General features: G+C 72.1%; 16 protein-coding genes. 2 read left to right on the top strand and 14 right to left on the bottom strand.

Features of this window, described 5'->3' with window-relative positions; genetic code table 11:
* Window positions 1-108: 108 nt before the first annotated feature.
* From AB0C19_RS15105 to prmC, 4 genes are all read right to left on the bottom strand, one after another.
* Window positions 109-2,220 carry a transglycosylase domain-containing protein gene (locus AB0C19_RS15105; protein WP_357184855.1) on the bottom strand — a complete coding sequence of 704 codons (2,112 nt, stop codon included), beginning with the start codon at window positions 2,218-2,220 and terminating at the stop codon, window positions 109-111.
* Window positions 2,221-2,326: 106 nt separating this feature from the next.
* The gene (locus AB0C19_RS15100) at window positions 2,327-2,938 is read right to left on the bottom strand and encodes a phosphotyrosine protein phosphatase (RefSeq protein WP_238687357.1); all 612 of its coding nucleotides are present in this window, start codon (window positions 2,936-2,938) and stop codon (window positions 2,327-2,329) included.
* Complete coding sequence (locus AB0C19_RS15095) at window positions 2,939-3,586, bottom strand: L-threonylcarbamoyladenylate synthase (RefSeq protein ID WP_091406475.1); 648 nt, start codon at window positions 3,584-3,586, stop codon at window positions 2,939-2,941.
* Window positions 3,586-4,533 carry a peptide chain release factor N(5)-glutamine methyltransferase gene (gene prmC, locus AB0C19_RS15090; RefSeq protein WP_357184853.1) on the bottom strand — a complete coding sequence of 316 codons (948 nt, stop codon included), beginning with the start codon at window positions 4,531-4,533 and terminating at the stop codon, window positions 3,586-3,588. Before prmC ends, AB0C19_RS15095 begins: the two co-directional genes overlap by 1 nt.
* A gap of 73 nt (window positions 4,534-4,606) precedes the next feature.
* Between prmC and AB0C19_RS15085 the strand changes: the two genes are divergently transcribed.
* Window positions 4,607-6,151: a GGDEF domain-containing protein gene (locus AB0C19_RS15085; RefSeq protein WP_357184850.1), complete on the top strand. Its 1,545-nt coding sequence runs from the start codon at window positions 4,607-4,609 to the stop codon at window positions 6,149-6,151.
* A 225-nt stretch (window positions 6,152-6,376) separates the two neighbouring features.
* On the opposite strand, the gene prfA is transcribed toward AB0C19_RS15085, so the two are convergent.
* Window positions 6,377-7,465 (bottom strand): peptide chain release factor 1, encoded by a 1,089-nt coding sequence (prfA, locus tag AB0C19_RS15080; RefSeq protein ID WP_091405908.1) that lies wholly within the window; start codon window positions 7,463-7,465, stop codon window positions 6,377-6,379.
* Window positions 7,466-7,598: 133 nt separating this feature from the next.
* The gene (gene rpmE, locus AB0C19_RS15075) at window positions 7,599-7,823 is read right to left on the bottom strand and encodes a 50S ribosomal protein L31 (protein ID WP_030333150.1); all 225 of its coding nucleotides are present in this window, start codon (window positions 7,821-7,823) and stop codon (window positions 7,599-7,601) included.
* A gap of 273 nt (window positions 7,824-8,096) precedes the next feature.
* On the opposite strand from rpmE, the gene AB0C19_RS15070 reads away from it, so the two are divergent.
* Window positions 8,097-8,993 (top strand): AAA family ATPase, encoded by an 897-nt coding sequence (locus AB0C19_RS15070; RefSeq protein WP_357184847.1) that lies wholly within the window; start codon window positions 8,097-8,099, stop codon window positions 8,991-8,993.
* Window positions 8,994-9,037: 44 nt separating this feature from the next.
* On the opposite strand, the gene AB0C19_RS15065 is transcribed toward AB0C19_RS15070, so the two are convergent.
* The 8 genes from AB0C19_RS15065 to AB0C19_RS15030 form a co-directional block, all read right to left on the bottom strand.
* Window positions 9,038-12,514 (bottom strand): phosphodiester glycosidase family protein, encoded by a 3,477-nt coding sequence (locus AB0C19_RS15065; RefSeq protein ID WP_357184843.1) that lies wholly within the window; start codon window positions 12,512-12,514, stop codon window positions 9,038-9,040.
* A 196-nt stretch (window positions 12,515-12,710) separates the two neighbouring features.
* On the bottom strand, window positions 12,711-14,927 hold the full coding sequence (rho, locus tag AB0C19_RS15060) for a transcription termination factor Rho (protein ID WP_357184840.1): 2,217 nt from the start codon (window positions 14,925-14,927) through the stop codon (window positions 12,711-12,713).
* Window positions 14,928-15,223: 296 nt separating this feature from the next.
* The gene (gene thrB, locus AB0C19_RS15055) at window positions 15,224-16,168 is read right to left on the bottom strand and encodes a homoserine kinase (RefSeq protein ID WP_357184837.1); all 945 of its coding nucleotides are present in this window, start codon (window positions 16,166-16,168) and stop codon (window positions 15,224-15,226) included.
* Between the two features lie 64 nt (window positions 16,169-16,232).
* Window positions 16,233-17,477, bottom strand: coding sequence for an MFS transporter (locus tag AB0C19_RS15050; protein ID WP_357184834.1), 1,245 nt, complete (start codon window positions 17,475-17,477; stop codon window positions 16,233-16,235).
* 11 nt (window positions 17,478-17,488) lie between these two features.
* Window positions 17,489-18,307 (bottom strand): polysaccharide deacetylase family protein, encoded by an 819-nt coding sequence (locus AB0C19_RS15045; RefSeq protein WP_357184831.1) that lies wholly within the window; start codon window positions 18,305-18,307, stop codon window positions 17,489-17,491.
* A 158-nt stretch (window positions 18,308-18,465) separates the two neighbouring features.
* On the bottom strand, window positions 18,466-21,744 hold the full coding sequence (locus AB0C19_RS15040) for an efflux RND transporter permease subunit (RefSeq protein WP_357184828.1): 3,279 nt from the start codon (window positions 21,742-21,744) through the stop codon (window positions 18,466-18,468).
* A gap of 141 nt (window positions 21,745-21,885) precedes the next feature.
* Entirely contained in the window at window positions 21,886-22,935 is a 1,050-nt protein-coding gene (thrC, locus tag AB0C19_RS15035) for a threonine synthase (RefSeq protein WP_357184825.1), read from the bottom strand.
* A gap of 139 nt (window positions 22,936-23,074) precedes the next feature.
* The gene (locus tag AB0C19_RS15030) at window positions 23,075-24,385 is read right to left on the bottom strand and encodes a homoserine dehydrogenase (protein WP_357185268.1); all 1,311 of its coding nucleotides are present in this window, start codon (window positions 24,383-24,385) and stop codon (window positions 23,075-23,077) included.

The raw sequence follows: 24,385 nt of genomic DNA, 5'->3' as shown, positions 1-24,385 counted from the left end.
TTGTGTTGCCGATTTATGGGTATCGGCACCTTTTGTCACGACAGAAAGTGCAAGATCGGCGGGATGGGTGGGGTGGGGCGGGGTGGGGTGGGGCGGGGTGGGGTGGGGTTAGTTGCCGGCTTGGGGTTGGGTTTGGAAGGCGGTTCGTTCGCTCGGCGGGACGAAGTCGCGGACCGGTTGGTCGCGCAGGGCGAACGCGAGCACCTCGCCGACCGCGTTCACCATCTGGGCCTGCACCGCCTGACCGACCGCGTCCCGGGGATCGTCCGGGTTCGCGGCCATCGAGGCGACAGCGAGCTGCGGCGTGAACGCCACCACCGTCTCCGTCTCGTACCGTTCCGAACTGCCGGTCTTGCCCGCCACGGGGCGGCCGAGCTTCGCCCGCAACCCGGGTGCTGTGGCGCCGTCGCAGCGCCCGTACATCGACTGGTCGCCGACCGGGCAGCGGGCCGCGTCGGTGGCCGCCCGCGCCACGTCGGCGTCGAGCACCTGTCGGCAGTCCGGCTTGGCGGCGTCGACTGGTCGGCCGCCCGAGTCGGTGATCGAGACCACCGGCAGCGGCGCGCACCAGGTCCCCTCGGCGGCCACAGTGGCGTAGGCGCTGGCCAGGTCCAACGGGGTGGTCGCGGCCACGCCCAGCGTGAACGGACCCCAGTCTTTCGCGCCGTAGCGGGCCAGCTTGGCGTCGGACTCGGCCCGCAGCACGATGCCGAGCCGCTCGGCCATTTCCACCACCCGGTCGGCGCCGACCTTCTCGGTGAGCCAGGCGAAGTACGTGTTCACCGAGCGACCGAACGCGCTCCACATGGTGCGGGGGCCGTCCATCGACGATGGGCTGGCGTTCGCCGGGCACCACCGTCCGTCGCAGCTCGCTCCCCCGGTCACCGGGAAGCGGGTGAGCAACTGGGTCGGCGCCACGAAGTCGGTCGACAGCGGCAGGCCGGACTCCAACGCGGCGAGCAGGGTGAAGAGCTTGAACGTCGAGCCGCCCTGGTATCCCTCGATCGCGCCGCCGCCGGCGATCAACTGGTTGACGGTGTTCGGGCGGTTCTTCTGCCCGACCGGGTTGTCCGCCACGCTGTAGGCGCGGTTCACCGACATCGCCAGCACCCGCCCGGTGCCCGGTTGCACCACCGCGGTGGGCACCGCCTCGGCCCTGGTCGTCGGATAGATCCTCAGCACCTGCTCGGTGGTGGCCCGCTGCACCCCCGGGTCCAGCGACGACACGATGGAGAAGCCGCCCCGGCGCAGCGCGCGCTGTCGCTCGTCCGCTGTCGCACCGAACGCGGACTGGCTGCTCCACCAGCGGGTGAACCAGTCGCAGAAGAAGCCCCAGTCGTTGTGCGCGTCGGGCACGCCCGTGCAGTCGTTCGGGGTCTCGCTGGTGCGCAGTTGCAGCGGCTCGGCCCGCGCGGCGGCCGCCGCGTCCGCCGGCACCTGCCCCGACTCCACCAGCCGTTCCAACACGTACGACCGCCGGGCCACAGCGCTGTCGGCGTCGCCGTTTATCGGATCGTCGCTGTCGGGCGAACGCACGAGACCGGCGAGCAGTGCCGCCTGGGCCAGGGTCAGCTCGGCCGGGGAGCGGGAGAAGTACCGCTTGCTGGCCGCCGCGATGCCGTACGCCCCGGCGCCGAAGTAGGCGATGTTGAGGTAACGGGTCAGGATCTCCTCCTTGTCGAGTTCCCGCTCCAACGCGAGCGCGTACCGCATCTCCTGGAGCTTGCGGACGGTGGTGAGTTCGGTGGCGGCGTCCCGCTGCGCCTCGGTCAGCCGGGGGTCGTTGCTGAGCACGTTGCGGACGTACTGCATGGTCAGCGTGGAGGCGCCCTGCCGGGTCCGGCCGTCGCGCTTGTTGACTGTGAACGCGCGCACCACGCCCCGCAGGTCGACACCGCTGTGCTGGTAGAACCGGACGTCCTCGGCGGCCACGATCGCCCGGCGCATGACCGGAGCCACCTCGTGCAGCGGCACGTCCACCCGGTCCTCCTGGTAGAAGGAGGTGATCACTGTCGTGCCGTCGTTGGCGTAGAGGTTGGAGCGCTGCGCGGTGGGTGGCGTCCGGAGTGTGTTCGGCAGCTCCGAGTACGGCGTCGACAGGGCGCTGAAGCCGATCCCGAAGACCAGGGCCGCGGGTAGGGCCGCGGCGGCCAGCACCAACCCGGCCAGCACTCCAGCGATCACCACGGTCAGCAGTTTGTCGAGTTGGGCCCGGATCATCAGCTCTCCCCGCAGGAGCCGGTCACGCTAGGACCCGTTCAGAATGACCCGGAACGCCCCTTTAGCCCTGGGTTTTCCCCAAACCCGGAGGAAACTCGCACCACGCTCAGGGCAGCAGCGCGCCGGCCAGCGGGTGGACCGTCTCCTCGATCTCGTCGGCGACCCGGCTGAAGCACTGGTCGCCACGACCCCACGGGTCGTCCAGATCATCGGTGGTCAGCGCCGAGGCGCCCAGCCGCGCGTCGTGAGCCGCCGCCACCAGGGCCATCCCCCGGGCGTACACGGCCTCCGGGGTGGCGTCACCCGGCGGCAGCGCGGCGGCGTCCACAGCGGCCAGCAGCCGGCCGAACTCGCCCAGCACGAACGTGCGGGCCGCCGCGTCCGGACGAAGCGCCACCACGTACTCCTGCTGGTCGGCGGTGGCGGTCAGGACCAGGTCGGCGGCGTCGATGTGGTCCGAGCGCAGCTTGCGCGCGGCGAACCCCGCCACGTCCCCACCACGGCCGGTGACCTGCCGTGCCGCCGGCGGGTTCATCTCCTCGCCCGCGTGCCAGCCACCAGTGCCGGCGCTGTGGCTGTGCACCAACTCCTCGGCCTGGGCCGGGTCCTGCGAACGCCGGGTCAGCCGCTCCCGCACCGCCAGGGCCAGCAGCCGCTCCGCCATCGGCGAGCGGCAGATGTTGCCCATGCAGACGTGCAGAACAGTGAACGGGGGCACTCAGACCGCCCGACCGTCGACGAGATCCGGAACCACGTCGCGCAGCTTCTCCAGCGGGATCGCCCCGGCCCGCAACAGCTGCGGCACCTCACCGGTCAGATCCACGATCGTGCTGGGCACCGGGTCCGGGCAGGGCCCGGCCTCCAGGTAGGCCCGCACCGAGTAGCTGAGCTGGTCACGTGCCTCGTCGGCGGTGACCGCGGCCGGCTGGCCGGTCTTGTTGGCCGACGAGACCGCCATCGGGCCGGTCTCGCGCAGCACCTCCAACGCCACCGGGTGCAGTGGCATCCGCACCGCCACAGTGCCGGTCTTGTCGCCCAGGTCCCACTGCAGGCTCGGCGAGTGCTCGACCACGATCGTCAGGGCACCCGGCCAGAACGCCTCCACGAGGTCCCGGGCGGCGGTGGGCAGCGAGAAGACCAACCCGTCCAGGGTGTGCCGCGAGCCGATCAGCACCGGCGGCGGCATCTGCCGACCCCGGCCCTTGGCATCGAGCAGCGCCTTCACCGCGTACGGGGTGAACGCGTCCGCGCCGATCCCATACACGGTGTCCGTCGGGAGAACGACCAGCTCGCCGTTCTTGACCGCCTCGATGGCCGCAGCGATGCCGCGGTCCCGATCGGCGGGCGACCGGCAGTCGTAGAGCATCACGAGGAGTCAGTCTGCCACGCCGGCCCGATCGGGGCGTGCTGGCCGTCCGCCCGTCGGGACGCGGTCGCGTAGCGGGGACGCCCGGTGAGGTCCAGATGCTCCGCGACAGCGGTGAAGCCGCCGTCCTGGGCGAGCAGCTCGGGCACCGCCGCGCCGTGGGTGTCGTCGTGCTCGACGCCGAACACACCCCCCGGGCGCAACAGCACCGCCGCCCGGGCGACGACCGGCCGGATCACCACCAGACCGTCCGCGCCGCCGAAGACCGCCTCCGCCGGGTCGTGCCCGGCCACCTCCGGCGGGACCACCACGTCGTCCGGCACGTACGGCGGGTTGCAGAGCAGCACGTCCACCCGGCCCACCAGCTCGGCGAGCAGGTCCGGCGCTGTCACATCGGCCTCGACCACCTCGATCGGGCGGTCCCCCGCCGCGGCGCGCTCCGCCGCGTTGCGTCGCAGCCACACCAGTGCCGCCGGGGACCGCTCCACGGCGATCACCCGCGCTCCCGGCAGCTCCTGAGCCACCGCCAGCGCGATAGCGCCCGAGCCGCTGCACAGGTCCACCACCACCGGATCGGGCCGACCCTGGGCCTGCTCGACGCCCCAGCCGGCCAACAGCTCGGTCTCCGGCCGGGGCACGAAGACACCCGCGCCGACCGACAGCTCCAGGTGCCGGAACCCGGCCCGACCGGTCAGGTGCTGCAACGGCTCACGCGCGACGCGGCGGCGCGTCATCTCGTCGAGTCGCACCAGTTGGTCGACGCTCAGGTCGTCGGCGAGAGCCAACCGACCCCGGGGAACCCCGAGCACGTACGCCGCCAGCAACTCGGCCTCCACCCGGGCCGAGCCGATCCCGGCGGCGGCGAGCGCGCGGGCCGCTCGGGCCACCGCGGCGGACGGCCGGATGGGGCCTGTCCCTTCGGGGGGGTGTTGCGGCAAAGTACTCACGACATAATCATGAAGCGTCGCGGGCGACGTGACGAACAGGTGCGCCCAGGCGCGCACGACAGGAGGTTGACGGGTGGGCTGGCTCGACCGGGTCGATGACCAGGTTGACGCCCTGACGCACGCCCGGGCGTTGCAGGAGGCCAGCCGCTCCGCGGAGGCGTACGTCCTGCTGGAGCGTGTGATCCGCACCACCAACGATCCGGCGGCGCGGGCGGACGCGATGGTGCAGCGCCTCTCCGCGCTGATCAATCTCGGTCGGACTGCGGAGTTCACCAGGGCCATCGAAGAGGCGTCGGCGGCGGTCCGCGACCTCGCCGAGCCCTACCTGCACGGTCACCTCAACGCGCTGGCCGCCCTCGCCGCGCACCACCAGGGCGCCCTGGACCGCTGCGTCATGCACCTCGTCCGGGCGGCCCGGGCGCTGGGCGCCGTCGCCGACCCGGACCGGGACACCGCCTGGGGCTGGCACGACCTGGCCATGGCCTACAGCTACCTCAGCTTCCACGGGTACGCCCTGGGCGCCATCGAGCGGGCCCGACAGCTCGGGCTGACCGCCGGGATCCCGGAGGAGACGTTCGCCGCTCCGGGCATCCGGCTGCGCAACGCCGTGGCCCTCGACCACAACGGCGACAGCGACGGTTGCCTGCGGGTGCTCCGGGACGTGGCCGCCGACCTGACCCGCTTCGTCCGCGCCGGGCGGGCCGGCCAGCTACGCCCGAGCAGCCTCGCCGCGTACGGCTACGCGGCGGCCCGACAGGCCGCGCTCGGCGACCAGGTGGCGACCGAAGGCCCCGAGCCGGCCCGGTTGATCACCCACGGCGGGGACAGCGCCCGCGCCCGCGACCTGCGTCAGCTCGGTCAGGTGTGCCTCGCCGTCGCCGACGGTAGGCCGATCGAGGCGGTCGCCCGACTGGACACCGTCCAGGTCTCCAACGAGACGCTCGGGGCGGCCGAGCCGGCCCGATTGCGCAGCATCGCGTTGACCCGCGCCGGGGACCACCTGGCGGCGCACCGGGCCGACCGGCTGGCGTTCCGGCTCGCCGCGCAGCGCAACGACCGGCTGCGCGACGTCTACATCGACGGCATCGCCGCCCGCATCGACCACGAGGAGATGCGCCGCGAGGCCGCACGCTTCGAGGGCGAGGCGTTGACCGACCCGCTCACCGGGCTGCCCAACCGCCGCCGGCTGGAGCGCTACATCACGGCCGTCGTCACCCGCGGCGATCGAGTGGTGATCGGCGTCTGCGACCTGGACGGCTTCAAGGCGGTCAACACCCGGCACGGGCACCACTCGGGCGACCTGGTTCTGCAACGCGTCGCCGGCGTGATCAACCGGGTGATGCGCCGGGGCGACTTCGTGGCCCGCTACGGCGGTGACGAATTCGTTGTGGTGCTGCCGGACACCGGCATGACCGAGGCCGCCGAGGTGGCCCGCCGGATCGAGGCCGCGGTCCGCCTGGAGGACTGGGAGTCTTTGGTCCCGGGCACCCCGGTCGGGGTGAGCATCGGCTTCGCCGAGGTCTCCGGTGGCAGCGGGCTGCGCGACGCGCTCAGCGTCGCGTTCGAGCAGGCCGACCGCGAGATGCTCCGCGCCAAGACCCGCCCCCGCGCGAGCTGACCCCGGCCGGGCCCTGGCGCTGACCCCGGCCGGGCCCTGGCGCTGGCCCTGGCGTCGATCAAGGAGTTGTGGTGCCCCACGAAAACCCCACGCCGTGCCAATTCGCCCACCACAACTCCATGATCGGCGGGGCGGGGCGGGGCGCGGGGCGGGGCGGGGCGGGGCGGGGCGGGGCGGGGCGGGGCGGGGCGGGGCGGGGCGGGGCGGGCCGGGTTGGTGTCGCGGTCAGCGGCGGGTTAGCTCGGTGTCGCCGGCTAGCCGAGCGGCCCGGTCTGCCTCGGTGAGCGCGTCCAGCACCCCGTCCAGCTCGCCACCGAGCGCCAGGTCCAGGTTGTACGCGGTGTAGCCGATCCGGTGATCGGTGATCCGGTTCTGCGGGAAGTTGTAGGTGCGGATCCGCTCCGAGCGGTCCACAGTGCGCACCTGGGCCTTGCGCGCGTCCGAGGCGGCGGCGTCGGCCTGCTCCTGGGCGGCGGCGAGCAGCCGGGCCCGCAGGATCCGCATCGCCTGCTCCCGGTTCTGCAACTGGGACTTCTCGTTCTGGCAGGAGACGACGATGCCGGTCGGCAGGTGGGTGATCCGCACCGCCGAGTCGGTGGTGTTCACCGACTGGCCACCCGGGCCGGACGAGCGGAACACGTCGATGCGCAGTTCGTTCTGGTCGATGGTGACGTCGACGTCCTCGGCCTCCGGCAGCACCAGCACCCCGGCGGCGCTGGTGTGGATCCGGCCCTGCGACTCGGTCACCGGGACACGCTGCACCCGGTGCACGCCGCCCTCCCACTTGAGCCGCGACCAGACGCCGTTGCCGCCGTCCGGCACACCCTTGGTCTTGATCGCCAGGGAGACGTCCTTGACCCCGCCGAGGTCGGAATCCTGCGCGTCGATCACCTCGGTGACCCAGCCGTGCCGCTCGGCGTACCGGGTGTACATCCGCAGCAGGTCACCGGCGAACAGCGCCGACTCCTCGCCACCCTCACCGGCCTTTATCTCGACGATCACGTCCTTGGCGTCATGCGGGTCGCGCGGAATGAGCAGCTCGGCGAGCCGCTCCTCCAGCACCGGCAGGGACCCGGCGATGGCGTCCGCCTCGGCCGCGAAGGACGGGTCCTCGGCGGCCAGCTCGCGAGCCGCGGCCAGATCGGCGCGGGCCTGCTCCAACTCGTCGGCGGCCTTGTGCAGCGGCACCAGCTCGGCGTACCGGCGGCCGACCCTGCGCGCGGTGGCCTGGTCGGCGTGGATGGCCGGATCGGCCAACCGCTTCTCCAGCTCCGCGTACTCGTCGAGAAGGCCGGCCAGACGCTCGCTGCTCATGCTGCGGATGCTCCTTCGACGGTGCGCGACGACCGGGCCGGGGCCGGGAGGCCAGCAGCCGGGTGGAATGGGAGGAAAATGCGGACGGCGCCCGCGTCCGGTGGAAAACCGGACGCGGGCGCCGAACGAGGAGTTACTTGGCCTTCTTGGCCTGAACCTTGGCGTACTTCTGCTGGAACTTCGCGACCCGGCCGGCGGTGTCGAGAACGCGCTGCTTACCGGTGTAGAACGGGTGGCAGGCGCTGCAGGTCTCGGCGTGGATCGCCCCGCCCTTGGCGGTGCTGCGGGTCGTGAACGTGTTGCCACAGGAGCAGCTGACCTCGGTGGTCACGTACTCCGGGTGGATGTTTGCCTTCATCGCCTCGGTCCTCTCGTTGGTGGTCGCCGGGTCGCCGTCATCGCTCGTCGCGCCGTACGCGACGGGCTCGGGCGTGAACCGGAACCGGTGGCCGATTGACCAGTGTGCCATGGGCCTGAGCCGACCCGGTAATCGGGCCGCACACCTCGTCCGGCATCGTCAACACGTGCCTACCCATCCGCATTCCCGCCGCCTGGCGGGGCATTCGCGCACCCGCCGGATCGCCGCCAGGTACCCCGGCCGGGGTACGCCCGTCGAGCCGGAGGTGCGTCGATGACCCGCCTGATCGCCACCCGGGGACTGCCCGCCTCGGGCAAGACGACGTTCGCCCGTACGCTCCAGCCGTCCGTATCGCGGGTCAACCGGGACGATCTGCGCCGGATGTTGCACGGCGAACGGTTGTTCACCCAGTGGGCCGAGGCGCAGGTGACCGCCGTACAGGAGGCTCAGGTCGAGGCGCTGCTGCGGGCCAGAGCGGACGTCTGCGTGGACGACACCAATCTGCGCGCGCGGACCCTGCGGGGCTGGGCCGAGCTGGCCGCCCGCCACGGCGCGGACTTCGAGGTGCACGACTTCACCGACGTGCCGCTGGACGAGTGCCTGCGCCGCGACGCCGCCCGGCCGGCCGTCGACCAGGTCGGCGCGGACGCGATCCGCCGGCTGCACGAGCGGTACCTTCAGGGTCGGGAGCTGCCGTTGCCGGTGCCGCAGACCCGCACCGGACGCCCCGCAGTGGTGCACCCGCCGTCGGCCGACCCACCGGAGATCGTCCTGGTGGACATCGACGGCACCGTCGCGCTGGCCGTCTCCCGCAGCCCGTACGACATGACCCGGGTGGGCCAGGACCAGCCGAACACGGCGGTGATCGCGGCGGTCCGGGCGATGCACGCCGCCGGCGACGGGGTGGTCTTCTGCTCGGGGCGGGACGCCTCCGCCCGCGCGGCCACCGAGGCGTGGTTGGCCCGGCACGTACGAGTGCCCTACCTGGGCCTGCACCTGCGGGCCATCGGTGACTCCCGGAAGGACTCGATCGTCAAGCGGGAGATCTACGACCGGGAGATCCGGGACCGTTACCGGGTGGCGGGCGTCTTCGACGATCGTGTCCAGGTGGTCCAGATGTGGCGATCCCTCGGCCTCACCGTCTTCCAGGTGGCCGACGGCGACTTCTGAGGTGTCCGGACGGGCCCCGCGCGTTGGGGGCCCGTCCGGACAGTTCACCGGGTGACGGTGATGGTGGCCTCGGCACGGACGCCGTTGACCTCGACAGTCAGGCGTATCGGCGCACCGGGCCGCAGCGCCGTCAGGGTGCCGGTGGCCGGGTCGAATCGAGCGGTGTGCCACTGACGCACCCCGGCCGCCGAGCCGACGTGCACTCCCGGCGAGGCCGACCAGTCGGCGCTGACCGGTGCGGCCACCGGGACCGTACGCCCACCGGGCTGGGTCAGCGTGGCGGTGACCGCGGCGGGGGTGCCGACCGCGACGCTGGCCGGTGCGGCCACCGTGAGGCGGTCGGTGTGCGCGTGGAACTCCGCGTCCACCCAGCGCGGGCCCTCGGCGAGCGGGTCACGGCGGGCCCGGTCGGCCTCGGCCGGGGTCACCGGATCCACGCCGAACTCGGTCCAACCGGTGAAGCCGCCCTGGTCGGCAGGGGTGGATGGCGTCTTGCCCGCGTTGCCGTTGATCACGTACGGCACCCCGTCCACCCGGTCGGCGTTGAAGGTGCCGACGTGCCCGCCCACGAACAGCGCGCCCTTGCCGGTGCGGTGCTGGAAGTCGGCCAGCCACTGCTCCAGCAGCGCCGCCTCCTTGCGGTCGCCGAGCTGGCTGGCCTGCGCCGGGCTGGGGTCGCGCGGCGGGTGGTGGTGCAGGACGACCACCGAACCCACGCGTCGGTCGGTGGCAGCCGCGTCCAGCGTCTCCCGGAGCATCCGCACCTGGTCGAAGCCGCCGCCGCGCAGCGTCCCGGTGGACGAGTTCAGCGTGACGAAGCGGGTGCCGTTGTGGTCGAACACCCGGGAGGTGGCGCCGAACGCGGCAGCGAAGTTGCTGATCGGTGCGCCCATGATCTCGTGGTTGCCGGGCACGTAGTACCAGGGCAGCGCGTCGCCCAACTCCTCGTCGAGGATCCGCCGGGCCAGCGCGAAGTCGGCCGGGTAGGCGGTGTCCACGAAGTCGCCGTTGATCAGGAGGAAGTCCGGCCGGGCCGCCCGCACCTCGCGCAACGTCCGCCGGGCCTGGGCGACCAGGTCGCTGTCCGGGTCGGCGGCGACGAACTGGGCGTCGGAGAGCACCGCGAACCGCCACGGCGCGCCGTCCACGTTGCCGTCGCGGACCACCACCCGATCGGTACGCGAGGCCACCTGCGGCACGTCCACAGTCGGGGGCACCTTCGCCACCAGGTCGTCGATGATCACCTCGCTGGTGTACTGCGCCGCGGCGTTCGTCTCGGCCACGTAGAAGCGGCGTACCCGCACCGGGTACTGCACCCCGGCCGGCACCGCGAACTCCACGTATCGCCAGCCGGTCCAGGTGATCAGCGGGCCACGCAGCACGTGTTGCGTGTCCTGGGCGTCGTGCAGGTGCAGGCTGGGCCACTCCCCGGTGCCGTTGCCGTGGATCCACATCCCGAAGGCCTGCGGCTGACCGGGCACCTCGATCCAGGCGGGCGGGTCGGCGTACGCGGCCCGCGTGCCGGTGGACTGGCTGAAGTCGTACGACATTCGCAGACCGGTGCCGGTGTGCCCGGGCGCCGGCGCGACCGAACCGCTGGCGCGGGCCTGGCTGAACCGCCAGGACGCGGCGTCGTCGAAACCGGCGACCGGCACGTCGGTCAGCCCGACGGTGACCGGCAGGATAGCGCTCGTGCGTCCGACGTGAACGGTCACCAGGCCCGAGCCTGTGTCCCGCAACGCGGCGATGGACAGGTTGCCGTCCGCGGTCGGAGTGATCCGCAGCAGGTCCCGGTCGTAGTCGACTGTGAGGTCGGCCGGCTCGATGGGCGCGGTGTTGCCTTCGGCGTCGTACCCGACCACGCCGACCACGGCGTTACCGTCCCGGCCGGTCAGCCCGACCCGCGGCTCGGTGGTGCCGATCCCCGCCAGCGGGCCGAGAACTGTGAGGTCCAGCGAGCCGGTGGCCCGCCCCCGTGCGGCGGTGACCGTGCTGGCCCCCGGTGCGCCGGCGCGGAACACGCCGTCACTGTCGATGCGGCCGCGTAGCGCCGGGGTCGCCCGCCAGGTGGGGGCGCCGGCCGCCGGGCCGTACGTCTCGTCGTAGCCGGATGCGGTGAGGGTGCGGGTCAGGCCCGGGAAGACCCGGTCGGGCCGCCCACCTCGCACCGGTGAGACGCCCGGGGCGGCGGTGGGATCGCTGGCCGTCTCGACCCAGTAACCGGTGAGTCGCCCACTGCCCGTCGGCGCGTAGATGGCCAGGCCGTTGGGCACGGCCCGCTCGCTGCCGTCGGAGGGGCCGTTCTCCAACTGCACGGCGGGCGCGCCCGGCTCCCGGGCCAGCAGCGTGGACGATCCGCCACCATCCAGGTTGAGCGCGTGGTGGGCGCCCAGCTCGGCCATCATCCGGCCCATCTCGGTCTGCGTCACCCCGCGGCTGTCGACCTGGCGGCCGTCCACCGTCAGCATGATCATCTTTCGACCGTCGGCGCTGAACCCGACGGCGGTGCGGGGGGCGAGGGTCGGGTCGGCGATGTTCTGCACGACACCGTCGCGGACCAGGACGTTGCCGCCACCGACCGCCGCGTGCAGGGTGCTGCCATCGGAGGGCTTCGGCCGCCAGGCCACCGCCACCGGGTCACCGGGGCGCAGGCCGGCCAGCGCGTCCGCGCCGAGGTCACGCCCGAGCAGCACGGTGCTGCCTGCGACGATCGGGCCGCTACCGGCCACATTTCCCACCGCGGCCACCCGACCGTTGGTCACTGTGACCTCGACCACCCGGGCCGCGCCCTCCACGGCACGCTGCCGGGAGTACGTCCCCCACAGCTCGGTGAAGGCGCCGATGCCGTCGGTCTGCACCATGTTGTTGAACTGGGTCAGCGGGACCGGCCCGGTGGGCAGTGTGGCGCTGCCGTCGAAGTTCACCTCGATCACCCGACCGAGGCCGTTCGTGGTGACCGCCACCGCGTTGCGGTGACCGCTGACCCCTGACTGGATCAGCTCGCCGTCGCGGACGCCGACGCCCTGGGCGGCACCGGAGTTGTTGATGTCGAAGAAGTCGCCGTTGACAGCGGCGACCGCGTGCGACTGGTCCACAGCCTTTCGCAGCGGCTCGGCCCGGCTGACGGCGCCGGAGTTGACGTAGTCGACGGTGGAGCCGCCGGCCAGGTCGGTGGTGAGCGCGTCGGCGCGCAGCCAGCCCTCGGCGTCGTACCTGTCGAAGGACGTCAGCTGCACGCCCGGCGCGACCGGCCGGGTGGCGGTCGTGGTCTCCAGCCCGCCGGCCGGCTCCCGACCACCAGCGCCGGTGGTCGGGGCGGCGGCCAGACTGACCGAGCCGGCCGGGCGGGAGGACGCGGGCGGCGCGTCCTCGGCGATGGTGGGTGAGGCCACTGACGGTTTGGCCACGGTGGGCGGGTCGGTGGTGGGTGCGGCGGTGGCCGGCGGCGACAGGGCCAGGGCGAGCAGCGGCGTCAGCAGCAGGACGCCTGTGCGGCGGGCGGATCGTCTGCGGGTACGCATGGACGACAGTCAACCCGGCAATGAATAGAAGTTTCAATACCTGTCGACTGAACCGAAGGAAAATTCCATCAGCGCACGGCGCGGACGTCAGCTTCCGCCCGCTGTGGCTCCCGGCGACTGCGGGTGTCGGGCCCGGGAACATGACGAAGGGGCACGGCCGCGATGGCCGTGCCCCTTCGTCGTCACCCGGGGATGGTTACTCCCCCGGCGTCGACTTCGCGATCTGCATCAGGAACTCGATGTTCGTGCGGGACTGCTTGAGCCGGTCCAGCAGGAGATCCATCGCGGCCTGCGAGTCCAGCGAGTGCAGCACCTTCCGGAGCTTGTGGATGATGGCCAGCTCTTCCGGTGCGAGCAGGACCTCTTCCTTACGCGTACCGGACGGGTTGATGTCGATGGCCGGGAAGGTCCGCTTGTCGGCGATCTTCCGGTCCAGCTTCAACTCGGCGTTGCCGGTGCCCTTGAACTCCTCGAAGATGACCGTGTCCGCCATGGACCCGGTCTCCACCAGCGCCGTGGCGATGATGGTCAGCGACCCGCCGTTCTCGATGTTGCGGGCCGCGCCGAGGAAGCGCTTCGGCGGGTACAGCGCCGTGGAGTCGATACCACCCGACATGATCCGGCCGCTGGCCGGCGCCGCCAGGTTGTACGACCGACCGAGCCGGGTCACCGAGTCGAGCAGCACGACGACGTCGTGTCCAAGCTCGACGAGGCGCTTGGCCCGCTCGATGGCCAGCTCCGCCACAGTGGTGTGGTCCTGCGGCGGACGGTCGAACGTGGCCGCGATGACCTCGCCCTTGATCGACCGCTGCATGTCGGTGACCTCTTCAGGCCGCTCGTCCACCAGCACCACCATCAGGTGGCACTCCGGGTTGTTGCGGGTGATCGCGTTCGCGATCGCCTGCAGCACCATCGTCTTACCCGCCTTGGGCGGAGACTGGATGAGTGCCCGCTGGCCCTTGCCGATCGGCATGACCAGGTCGATGACCCGGGTGGTCAGGATGTGCGGCTCGGTCTCCAGCCGCAGGCGCTCCTGCGGGTAGAGCGGGGTGAGCTTGTAGAACTCCGGACGACGCCGGGCCTCCTCGGGCTCCATCCCGTTGATCGTGTCCAGCCGCATCAGCGGGTTGTACTTGTCGCGCCGCTGGTCGCCGCTGTTGCCGCCCTCGCGGGCCGCCCGCACCGCACCGGTGATCGCGTCACCACGGCGCAGGCCGTACTTCTTGATCTGGGACATCGAGACGTACACGTCGTTCGGACCGGCCAGGTAACCGGTCGTCCGCACGAAGGCGTAGTTGTCGAGCACGTCGATGATGCCGGCCACCGGGACGAGCACGTCGTCCTCGTTGACCTGCGGCTCACGCCCGCCGGTGTCGGCACCAGTCTCGGTGCGCTCGCCGCGCCCGCGCCGACGGTCCCGGAAACGGCTGCGCCGGCCGCGCCGGCCGCCACCCTCGTCGTCGTCGTCGCCGTTGTCCCGCTCGGCACGCTGACCACGGTCGTTGCGGTCGTTGCGGTCGTTGCGGTCGGGTCGGTCGTTGCGCTCGGCCCGCTCGCCGCGGTCGGAACGCTCGCCCCGGTCGTTGCGCTCGCCCCGATCGGCACGCTCGCCCCGGTCGTTGCGCTCGCCCCGGTCGGCACGCTCGCCACGGTCGGCACGCTCGCCACGGTCGGCACGGTCGGTCCGCTCGCCACGGTCGGCACGCTCGGTCCGCTCGCCACGCTCGCCACGCTCGGTCCGCTCGCCACGCTCGCCACGCTCGGTCCGCTCGCCACGCTCGGTCCGCTCGCCACGGTCGGTCCGGTCGGCACGCTCGGTCCGCTCGCCCCGGTCGGCACGCTCGGTCCGCTCGCGGCGGTTCTCGCCACGGTCGGCCCGCTCGCCGGCCTCCGCCTCGTCGGTACGCGTCTCGGTCGCCCGCGCCTCAGCGGGGCGGGCCTCGGTCGCCCGCGCCTCGGTCGCCCGCGCCTCAGCGGGGCGGGCCTCGGTGGTACGGGCCTCCGCCGTTGCGGTCCGGCTCCGCCGGGTGCGGCTACGGCCCTCGGTCTCGGCGGCCGGCTCGGCCGGTGCCTGCTCGGCACCGCGTCCTTCGGCTGCCGGCCGGTCGGCGGTCTCCCGCACCTCGGCGCGCACTCCCTCACGGGTCGGGGCGGCCGCGGCCGCAACCTCGGCCCGTGGTCGAGGGGTCCCGGCGGCGTTGCCGCCCTGCCGCTCGGAAATCGCGGCGATCAGCTCGCCCTTGCGCATGCGAGCCGTGCCGGAGATGCCGAGCGACGCAGCCAGGCTCTGCAGCTCTGGCAGCAGCATCGCCGACAGACCGGTGCCGCTACGCCGCCGACGGGCGGGAGCGGCTGCGGTGGCATCGCCAGCGACGTTGGAAACATCCGACGTCACGTCGGTGGTGTCGCTCAATGGATTCCTTCCCTCGATAGGCCGGGACTGCCCGGAGTCGGAGCTCAGGTGGCCGGGCGGCCTCGGTGCACCCGCCTCGCAAGGACGCGTCGCGGGAGTCTGTGACACAGCAGCCGGTCGGTATCCCGACTCACCAACGTCGGTGAGCAGGTCTCGCCGTCTGCGGCGACCTGTGGAAACTGCGGTGCGGCGTGGGCCTTTGGCAGGGGTAGACGGGCTGACCGCCGAGAGCTTCGGGGGTGCGCCGCCCCGCAGGAGATCGCGTGCTTCGCGGCTGTGCTAGGTCTAGAGCGTAATCAACTCTTCCGACCTGCGGCAACAGGGTCCCGCTCGGCGTGTCCAAGTCTACCCCGTGCGACCCGCGCGCCGCTGACGTCTATCGGTAACTGCCAGATCTCCCAGTCTGTTCCCAGTGGGAAGCCGGCTGGAGGCTGGCTGAGCGCCAGCACAGTGGGCCCCGCCCCACTGACCACAGCTGCCACATCGGCCGCTCGCAACGCGCTGACCAGGGCAGACGTGCCTGGCATCCCGGCTGCGCGGTAATCCTGATGGAGTCGGTCGACGGTGGCCGGCAGCAGCAGGGTCGGGTCCGTGGTGAGCGCGTGCACCAGCAGCGCTGCCCGCCCGGCGGTCAACGCGGCGTCACCGTGGGGCACTGTTGCCGGCAGAGCCGCCCGCGCGGTCGCCGTCAAACCGCGTTCCGCCGGGACGAAAACAGTGGGCCGCACCGCCGCGGCGACCGGCAGGGAGACCGCCCGCGCGCCGCCCGGCTCGGACCAGGCCACTGTGAAACCGCCGAGCAGGCACGGCGCCACATTGTCGGGGTGGCCCTCGATCTCGGCGGCCAGGCGCAGCGCGCCGGCGTCGTCGAGGCGGTGCTCCCCGTCGACGACCAGGGCACGGGCCAGCAGCACCCCGGCGACGATCGCGGCGGACGAGGAGCCCAGCCCACGTGCCTGGGGGATCCGGTTGACGCACTCCACGCTCAGCCCCGCGGGGTGGGCCCCGAGTACGTCGAACGCGGCGCGCATCGCACGCACCACCAGGTGCCGGTCGTCGTCGGGCAGCTCACCGGCGCCCTGCCCGGCCACTGTCACCCGGACACCACCCGAGGCGACCTCGGCGGCCACGTCGTCGTAGAGCCCGAGGGCGAGACCCAGCGCGTCGAAGCCCGGGCCCAGGTTGGCGCTGGTCGCCGGGACGCGGACCCGGACCGGCTCGGCGGTGAAGTTCGTCGGCACGCGCTCATGCTAGGGCTCGGGACCGACGAACCGGTCGCGCGCCCGCTGCCTGGGACCGCCGAGTTCAGCCGGCCGGGTTCGGGACCGGCTCGACGGCCGGATCGGTGAGCGACAGCCGGCGGGTGGCGATCCGCCAGCCGACCGCGTACACGAGGGTGATCAGACCGCAGCCGGCGAGCACCACCCGTTCGTCTACCGAGTCCACCACCAGGGCCACCGCCAGTTGACTCACCGAGATCGCCAGCGTCGCCAGCATCATGTCGGTGGCGAAGACACGGCCCCGCAGCCGGTCCGGAACTTCACCCTGAAGGGCGAAGTTCGACATCACCCAGTTGCTGCCACCCGCGAAGTGCGCCACGAAGACGAGCAGCAGCACCAGCGGAAACCATCGCACCACCGAGGTGCCCAGGTACGACAGGCCGTAGAGCGACATGGACAGCGCGAGCCCAGGCAGCAGCCAGGCCCGGTTGGTCAACACCCGGCGCATCAGGATCGGCCCCACCAACGCTCCCGCGCCGCGTACCGCGAAGAGCAGGCCGGCGCCGAGCGGGCCGACACCGTACACGCCGGCCAGCAGCGGAAACACTGTCAGCACGCCGTTGCCCAGGCCCACCGCGGACTTCACAGTGACCAGCGCGAGCACCCGGGGGCGGTGACCGATGTAGCCGAGCGCCTCGCGAACCGCCGACCAGGTCCGCTGGGCCGGTTGGTCGGCGTCCCGGGGCGCCTGCAACGGCCGGCGGATCCGCGTGGCGAGGGTCGCGGCCACCGCGAGGCCCGCCGCCGCCACCCAGAAGCAGACGTACGGTCCGGCAGCGGTGCTGAGCACGCCGCCGAGTGAGGCACCGACCACGGTCATGGTGCCCCAGGCCGAGCCGGCGACGGCGTTGCCCGCGGCGAGTTCGTGCGGCTCCAGCACGTTGGGCAGCGCGGCCTGGGCGGCCGGCGAGTAGAACGCCTTAGCGACCGCCACCACACCGATCGCGACCAGCGCCAGCCACGCCGTTCCGGCGTTCCGCACGCCGAGCAGCAGCAACACGCCCGCCAGCGCGGCCACGTTCGCTGCGATCATGATCTTCCGGCGGTCGAAGCGGTCGGCGATCGTGCCGGTGTACGGCAGCAGCAACGCCACGATGCCGGTGTCCACGGCCAACACCAGCGCGCCCCAGACGCCACTGCCGGTCAGGTGCGGCAGCAGCACCAGCAGCGGCACCATGACGAACCAGTCGGCCCCGAAGACCACCAGCTCGGCGAGGAACAGGTTGCGGAAGCTCCGATTGCCGGTCAGGACCGAGAGGGTGGACGCCACGGAGCGCGACCCTACCTGGTCGGTGTCGGACCCACACCCGCTCCCAGCAGCGCCGAGACCGTGACGAAGGTGTAGCCGCGCGACCGAAGTCCGTTGATCATGTCGGTCAGGCCCCGCAGTGCCACCAGCCGCCGACGCGCCCCCACATCGTGGCCGAGCACTATCGTTCCCGGTCGAACCGCGGCCACGATCCGTTGGGCGTGACCGGCCGGATCGTCGGGAAACTCGCGCTCCACCATCTGCAACGACCAGAGCACCAGCCGATAGTCCAACCGGGCCGCCGCGTGCAGCACCGCTCCGCCCAGGTGGCCGTACGGCGGGCGCAGGAGCGCCGGCGGCGCCCCGGTCAGGTCCCCGATCGCGTCGTGGCTGCGGCGCAGGTCGTCGTACGCCTCGGCGGCGTCCAGTTCGGCCAGGTCCCGGTGCTCCCAGCTGTGGTTTCCCACCTCGTGCCCGGCGAGCCGGTCGCGGACGACGTCGGCGTGCCGGCGGACCTGCGCCCCGACCATGAAGAAGGTGGCCGGAACCCGGTGCTGACCCAGTGTATCGAGCACCATGGGCGTCCACTGTGGTGCCGGGCCGTCGTCGAAGGTGAGGGCCACCAGGCGCTGGTTGGTCCGCCCGGACCAGACGACCTCCAGCGCGCCGGAGCCGACATCCTGCTGACCGCTACCGAGGGTGGCGCTGGCGGGGCCACCGGCCACCGGCATCCGGCGATGGGTGATCCACCACGCCTCGGACGTTCCCGCGCCGATGGCCACACCGCCCGCCACCAGCAGGCCACGGCGCAGCAGATCGCGTCGCCCCCACCCGCTCGCGCCCTCGACCATCCGCCCGCTCCGCCTCACCCACACCCCCACTCTCCTACGAGGAGTATGCAAGAAGTTACACAAAGTATGGGCTGGGCGAGTCGGAGTGTTTTCGGTCGAACAAACCTGAAACGCCCCCGGCGAAAATCCGCCGGGGGCGTTCCGAAGCGCGCTCTGACCTACTCGGTCGGCTCCGCCGGAGGCAGCGGCGAGGTACGGCTACGCGGCAGCCGCAGCACCTCGAACTGGTCAGTACCCTCCACCAACGCGGCCGACGGCGCGGGTCGCCCGGCCGGCTGCACACCCTCGGCCGCGACCGGGGCGGGCGCGCCGCTCGGCACCGCTACCTGGTTCGGCGCTGGCACCTCGTCGGTCTCCGTCGTGGTCACCGTCGACCCTCCGGAGCGCCGCCGTGCGCGCCGGGCCCGCAGCGACTCCTTGGTGTGCTCCACCATCGTGTACAGCGTCGGCACCAGGATCAGCGTGAGCAGCGTCGAGCTGAGCAGACCACCGATCACCACGACCGCCAGCGGCTGAGAGATGAAGCCGCCCTCACCGGTCAACCCGAACGCCATCGGCAGCAGCGCGAAGATGGTCGCCACCGCCGTCATCAGGATCGGGCGCAGCCGGCGACGGCCACCTTCGACCACCGCCTCCCGAACCCCCATGCCCTGCGCCCGGTACTGGTTGATCAGGTCGAGCAACACGATCGCGTTGGTCACCACGATGCCGACCAGCATCAGCACACCGATCAGCGCCGGCACACCGAGCGGCGTCCCGGTGATCAACAGCAGACCGATGGCACCGGTCGCCGCGAACGGGATGGAGATCAGCAGGATCAGCGCCTGAGTGAGGCTGCGGAACGTGGCCACCATGATCAGGAAGACGATGGCGATCGCGGCCAGCACCGCCAGGCCCAGGTCCGCGAAGGCATCCGCCTGATCCGCGCTGACACCACCGATGGTGAAGCTCGCACCCGGCACGTTGATGCCATCCAGCCGCTTCTGCAACTCCTGGCTGGTCGCGCCAAGGTTCGAGCCGGTCGCCGCGCCGGTCACCGACACGCTGCGCTCACCGTCGATCCGGGTGACCTGCTGCGGGCCCTCGCCCTGGGTGACCTGCGCGATGTCGCCCAGCTTGACCGGACCAACCGGCAGTGCCCGCAGCTCCTCCACCGTCATCGGCGGCTGCGTGCCCAACCGCAGCACCACGTTCTGCTGCTGGCCGTCGAGCGCTACCTGACCCAGCGGCGCTCCCCGGAACGCCTGCGACACGAGCTGCCCCACAGCGGCCTCGGTGAGCCCGACCCGACCAGCGGCGACCCTGTCGACCACCACGTCGACCCGCGGCACCCGCGCGGCCAGGCTGGTGGAGACGTCCTCGACGTCCGGGACCCCGGCCATCGCGGCCCGCGCCTCCTCGGCGGCCCGGGTCAGCGCCTCCGGGTCGCTGGCCTGGACGATCACCTCCAGCTGGCTGGTCGACGCCTCCTGCCCGCCACCGAAGCTGATCTCACCCACACCGGCGCCGAGCTTGTCGAACTCCTTGCGCAGCACCTCACGCATCTGCTTCGCGTCGGTGTCACCGTCGAGCGCCAGCGACCAGCTGGCGACGTTGTTGCCGCCGCCGCCCGCCCACGGGTTCTCCCCACCGCCCGCTGTCACCTGGTACGTCTCGACGCCGTCGGTGCGGGACAGCACCGTCTCGACCTGCTTGGCCGCCGCGTCGGTGGCCGCCAGGCCACTGCCGGCCGGCAGCTCCTGGCTCATGTTGAGGGTGTCCTGGCCGGAGTCGTCCAGGAAGTTGGTCTCCAACTTCTGCGCCAGACCGAAGGTGCCGAAGAGCACCAGCAGGCCGAGCCCGACGGTGATCCAACGGGTCGAACGCTTGCGGGTGGCGAACCCGATCACGGGCAGGTACGCCCGCTGCAACGGGCTGCGCAGCTCCTTCTCCTCCGCGGCGTGCCGTACCGCCTCGTCGTCCGAGGTGCCGCCACGCGGCTTGAGGAACCAGTACGCGAGGACCGGGATCACTGTCAGCGACACCAGCAGCGAGGCGAGCAGGGCCACCGTCACGGTGATCGCGAACGGCGCGAAGAGCTGGCCCACGAACCCGCCGACCAGTGCGATCGGCGCGAACACCGCCACCGTGGTGAGGGTGGACGCGGTTACCGCACCGGCGACCTCCCGGACGCCTGTGATGATCGCGTGCCGCTTCTCCTCGCCGTACTCCAGATGTCGTTTGATGTTCTCCAACACCACGATCGAGTCGTCGACCACCCGACCGACCGCGATGGTCAACGCGCCGAGGGTGAGCAGGTTGAGCGAGTAGTCACCGATCCACAGGGCGATCAGCGCCACCAGCACGGAGAGCGGGATGGAGACCGCGGTGACCACCGTCGAGCGCACCGACAGCAGGAAGACCAGGATGACGATGACCGCCATCACCAGGCCCAGCAGGCCCTCGGTGGTCAGCGACTCGATCGACTTCTCGACGAACGGCGCCTGGTCGAAGACCACCGTCAGCTCCGCGCCGGAGGCGTCCTTCAGGTCGTCGAGCCGGTCCCGGATCTCGTGCGAGATCTCCACGGCGTTGCCGTCGGGTGCCGCGGTGACCGCGATACCGAGGCTGTCCTTGCCGTTGGTCCGGGTGATCGCCGTGGCTGGGGCGAGCTGCTGCTCGACAGTCGCCACGTCACCGAGGCGAACGGGTGCCGCGGCCGGGGAGACCACGATCCCGCGCAGCTCCTCAAGGGTGGAGATCGGGGTGCCGACCTGCACCGGGAGGGTCAACGCGCCGTCGGTCACCGCGCCGGCCGGAACCGCCACGCCGTTTGTCTTCAGCGCCGCGCCGATCGCCGTCGGCTGGATCTTCGCGGCGGCCAACTTCGCCGGGTCCGGGGTGACCACCACGACGTCGTCGCGGGTGCCGGTCACCTCGACAGTGCGGACCCCCTCGATGCCCTCCAGCTCCGGCACCACAGTCGCGCGCAGCTTCTCGGCGAGCGCCCGCTCGTCCGCCGTGCCGGCCGCGGCCAGCACCACCGCCGGCAGGTCGTCGGTGCTACCCGCGATGACCTGCGGGTCGACGCCCTCCGGCAGTTGGGCGTCGATCCGGCTCAGCGCGGTCTGCATCTTGTTGACCACGTCGTCGAGGTCGGTGCCGAACTCGTACGTCACCTGGACGGTGGCCGCTCCCTCGCGGGAGGTGGAGGTGACCTGGTCCAGCCCCGGGATGCCCTGGAGGGCGTTCTCGATCGGCTCGGTCACCTGCGACTCGACGATCTCGGGGCCGGCGCCGGGGTAGGGAGCCACGATGAACGCGGCCGGGAACTCGAGCGACGGCAGCAGTTGCTGCTTCAGCGACGGCACGGCGAACACTCCGAACACCGTGGTCACCACCGCGATGAGGGCAATCAGCCCTCGGTTGGCGAGGCTGAATCTGGCGAGCAGCGACATCGGCCTGGCTCACTCCTGAACGAGAATGCGGGCGGGGATACCCGAAAGTGTGCCGGACTCGCATACCTCGGCCCCCGCCGCCCCCGGGCCGCCGCGCCGTCGCGCTACCCGCAGTCGATCACCGCCCGGACGGCGGCGCGCTCAGGCCAGGTCGAGGGCGCGCGCCGCGGCCAGCGGGTCGTTCGCGATGGTCACCGGCGCCGGCGCTGTGGAGATCGCCCATTCCGGGTCCTTCAGCCCGTGGCCGGTCACGGTGCAGACCACAGTGGAGCCGGGCGGCACCGCGCCCGCCGCGGCCTGCTGCAACAGGCCGGCCACGCTGGCCGCGCTGCCCAGCTCGACGAAGACCCCCACCTCACGGGCGAGCAGACGGTACGCGGAGAGGATCTCCCGGTCGGTCACCGACGCGATCAGGCCACCGGAGGCGTCCCGGGCATCCAACGCCTTGGTCCAGCTCGCCGGGTTGCCGATCCGGATCGCCGTGGCGATGGTGGACGGCTCCGGCACCACCTGGCCGGTCACGATCGGGGCCGCCCCGGCGGCCTGGAAGCCGTACATCTTGGGGGTGCGGGTGGTGGCACCGGCGGCCAGTTCCTCCCCGTACCCCATCCAGTACGCGGAGATGTTGCCGGCGTTGCCGACCGGCAGGCAGTGGATGTCGGGCGCGTCACCGAGCGCCTCGACGATCTCGAAGGCGGCGGTCTTCTGGCCGTGCAGCCGGTCGATGTTCACCGAGTTGACCAACGCGACCGGGTAGTCCTGGGCGAGCTTGGCGGCCGTTGCGAGGCAGTCGTCGAAGTTGCCGTTCACCTGGAGCAGCTTCGCGCCGTGCACCAGCGCCTGGGCCAGCTTGCCCAGCGCGATCTTGCCCTGCGGCACCAGCACGGCGCAGGTCAACCCGGCCCGGGCCGCGTACGCGGCGGCGGATGCACTGGTGTTGCCGGTGGAGGCGCAGATGATGGCCTTGTTGCCGGCTTCGACCGCCTTGGACACCGCGAGGGTCATCCCCCGGTCCTTGAAGGAGCCGGTCGGGTTGGCGCCCTCCACCTTGAGGTGCACGTCGCAACCGATCCGGGCGGACAGCACCGGCGCCGGCAACAGCGGGGTGTTGCCCTCGTGCAGCGTGACGACCGGCGTGGCAGCGGTGACCGGCAGCCGATCCCGGTACGCCTCGATCAGACCCCGCCACATGTCGCTCTCCTCGCCTCTACCGCCGCGCCCACCCGAATGTCAGGGCCACCTTGGACCAGCCTGCCGAAGTGGTCAATGGCACACCCCCGCGTACCCACCTGGCGGGACGCGCGGACCGTCCCGTCGATGATGCAACGACTCAGGCGTCGCCCTCGACCCGCAGCACACTCGTCACCGACCGGACGATGTCCAGACCGCGCAGCTCACCGACGGTCGCGGCGAGCGCGGCGTCCGGTGCCACATGCGTGACGATGACCAGCTCGGCGTCGCCGTCGCGGCCCGCCGGCCCGCCGGCCGAACCCTGCCGCACCGTCGCGATCGACACGTCGTGCCGGGCGAACACGCTCGCCACCGAGGCCAGCACACCCGGACGGTCGGCCACGTCGAGGCTCACGTGGTAGCGGGTCAACGCCTCACCCATCGGCCGGACCGCGAGGTCCGCGTACGCGCTCTCGCTGGCCGCGCGCACCCCGGCGAGCCGGTTGCGGGACACCGCGACCACGTCACCGAGCACCGCGCTGGCGGTGGGCGCGCCGCCGGCGCCCCGACCGTAGAACATCAACTGCCCGGCCGCGTCCGCCTCCACGAAGACCGCGTTGAACGCGTCACCGACGCTGGCCAGCGGGTGGCTGCGCGGAATCATCGCCGGGTGCACCCGGACGCTGACCGTCTCCCGGCCGGTGGGGTCGACACCCCGGGCCGCGATGCAGAGCAGTTTGATGGTGCAGCCCATCGCCTGGGCGCTGGCCATGTCCGCGGCGGTCACCTCGGTGATGCCCTCGCGGTGCACGTCGGCGGCGCCGACCCGGGTGTGGAACGCCAGCGAGGCGAGGATCGCCGCCTTCGCCGCAGCGTCGAAGCCCTCCACGTCGGCGGTCGGATCGGCCTCCGCGTACCCCAGGGCGGTGGCCTCTTCGAGGGCCTCGGCGAAGCCGGCGCCGGTCGCGTCCATCGCGGAGAGGATGAAGTTGGTGGTGCCGTTGACGATGCCGGTGACCCGGTTGATCCGATCACCGTGCAGCGACTCCCGTAGCGGGCGCAGCAATGGGATCGCCCCGGCCACGGATGCCTCGTAGTAGAGGTCGCCGCCGCCCTCGGCCGCCGCCTCGTGCAGGGCCACGCCGTCCTCGGCGAGCAGCGCCTTGTTGGCGGTGACCACGCTCTTGCCGGCGCGCAGCGCCTCGACCAGCCAACTCCGGGCCGGTTCGATGCCACCGACCACCTCGATCACCACGTCCACGTCGTCGCGCTTGATCAGGCCAAGCGCGTCGGTGGTGAAGAGGTCCTCGTCGACCGGCAGGTCACCCCGGTCGCGGCCGAGCCGACGGACGGCGATGCCCGCGATCTCCAGCGGGGCGCCGATCCGCGCGGTGAGGTCGGACGACTGCTCGTGCAGCAGCCGGACCACCTCCTGGCCGACAGTGCCACAGCCGAGCAGCGCCAAGCGCAC

Source organism: Micromonospora sp. NPDC048842 (genome assembly GCF_040649935.1).
In the GTDB taxonomy this organism is placed as follows: domain Bacteria; phylum Actinomycetota; class Actinomycetes; order Mycobacteriales; family Micromonosporaceae; genus Micromonospora; species Micromonospora hortensis.
The sequence above is the reverse complement of the archived record's forward strand: the minus strand, read 5'-3'. Positions and strand labels throughout refer to the sequence as shown.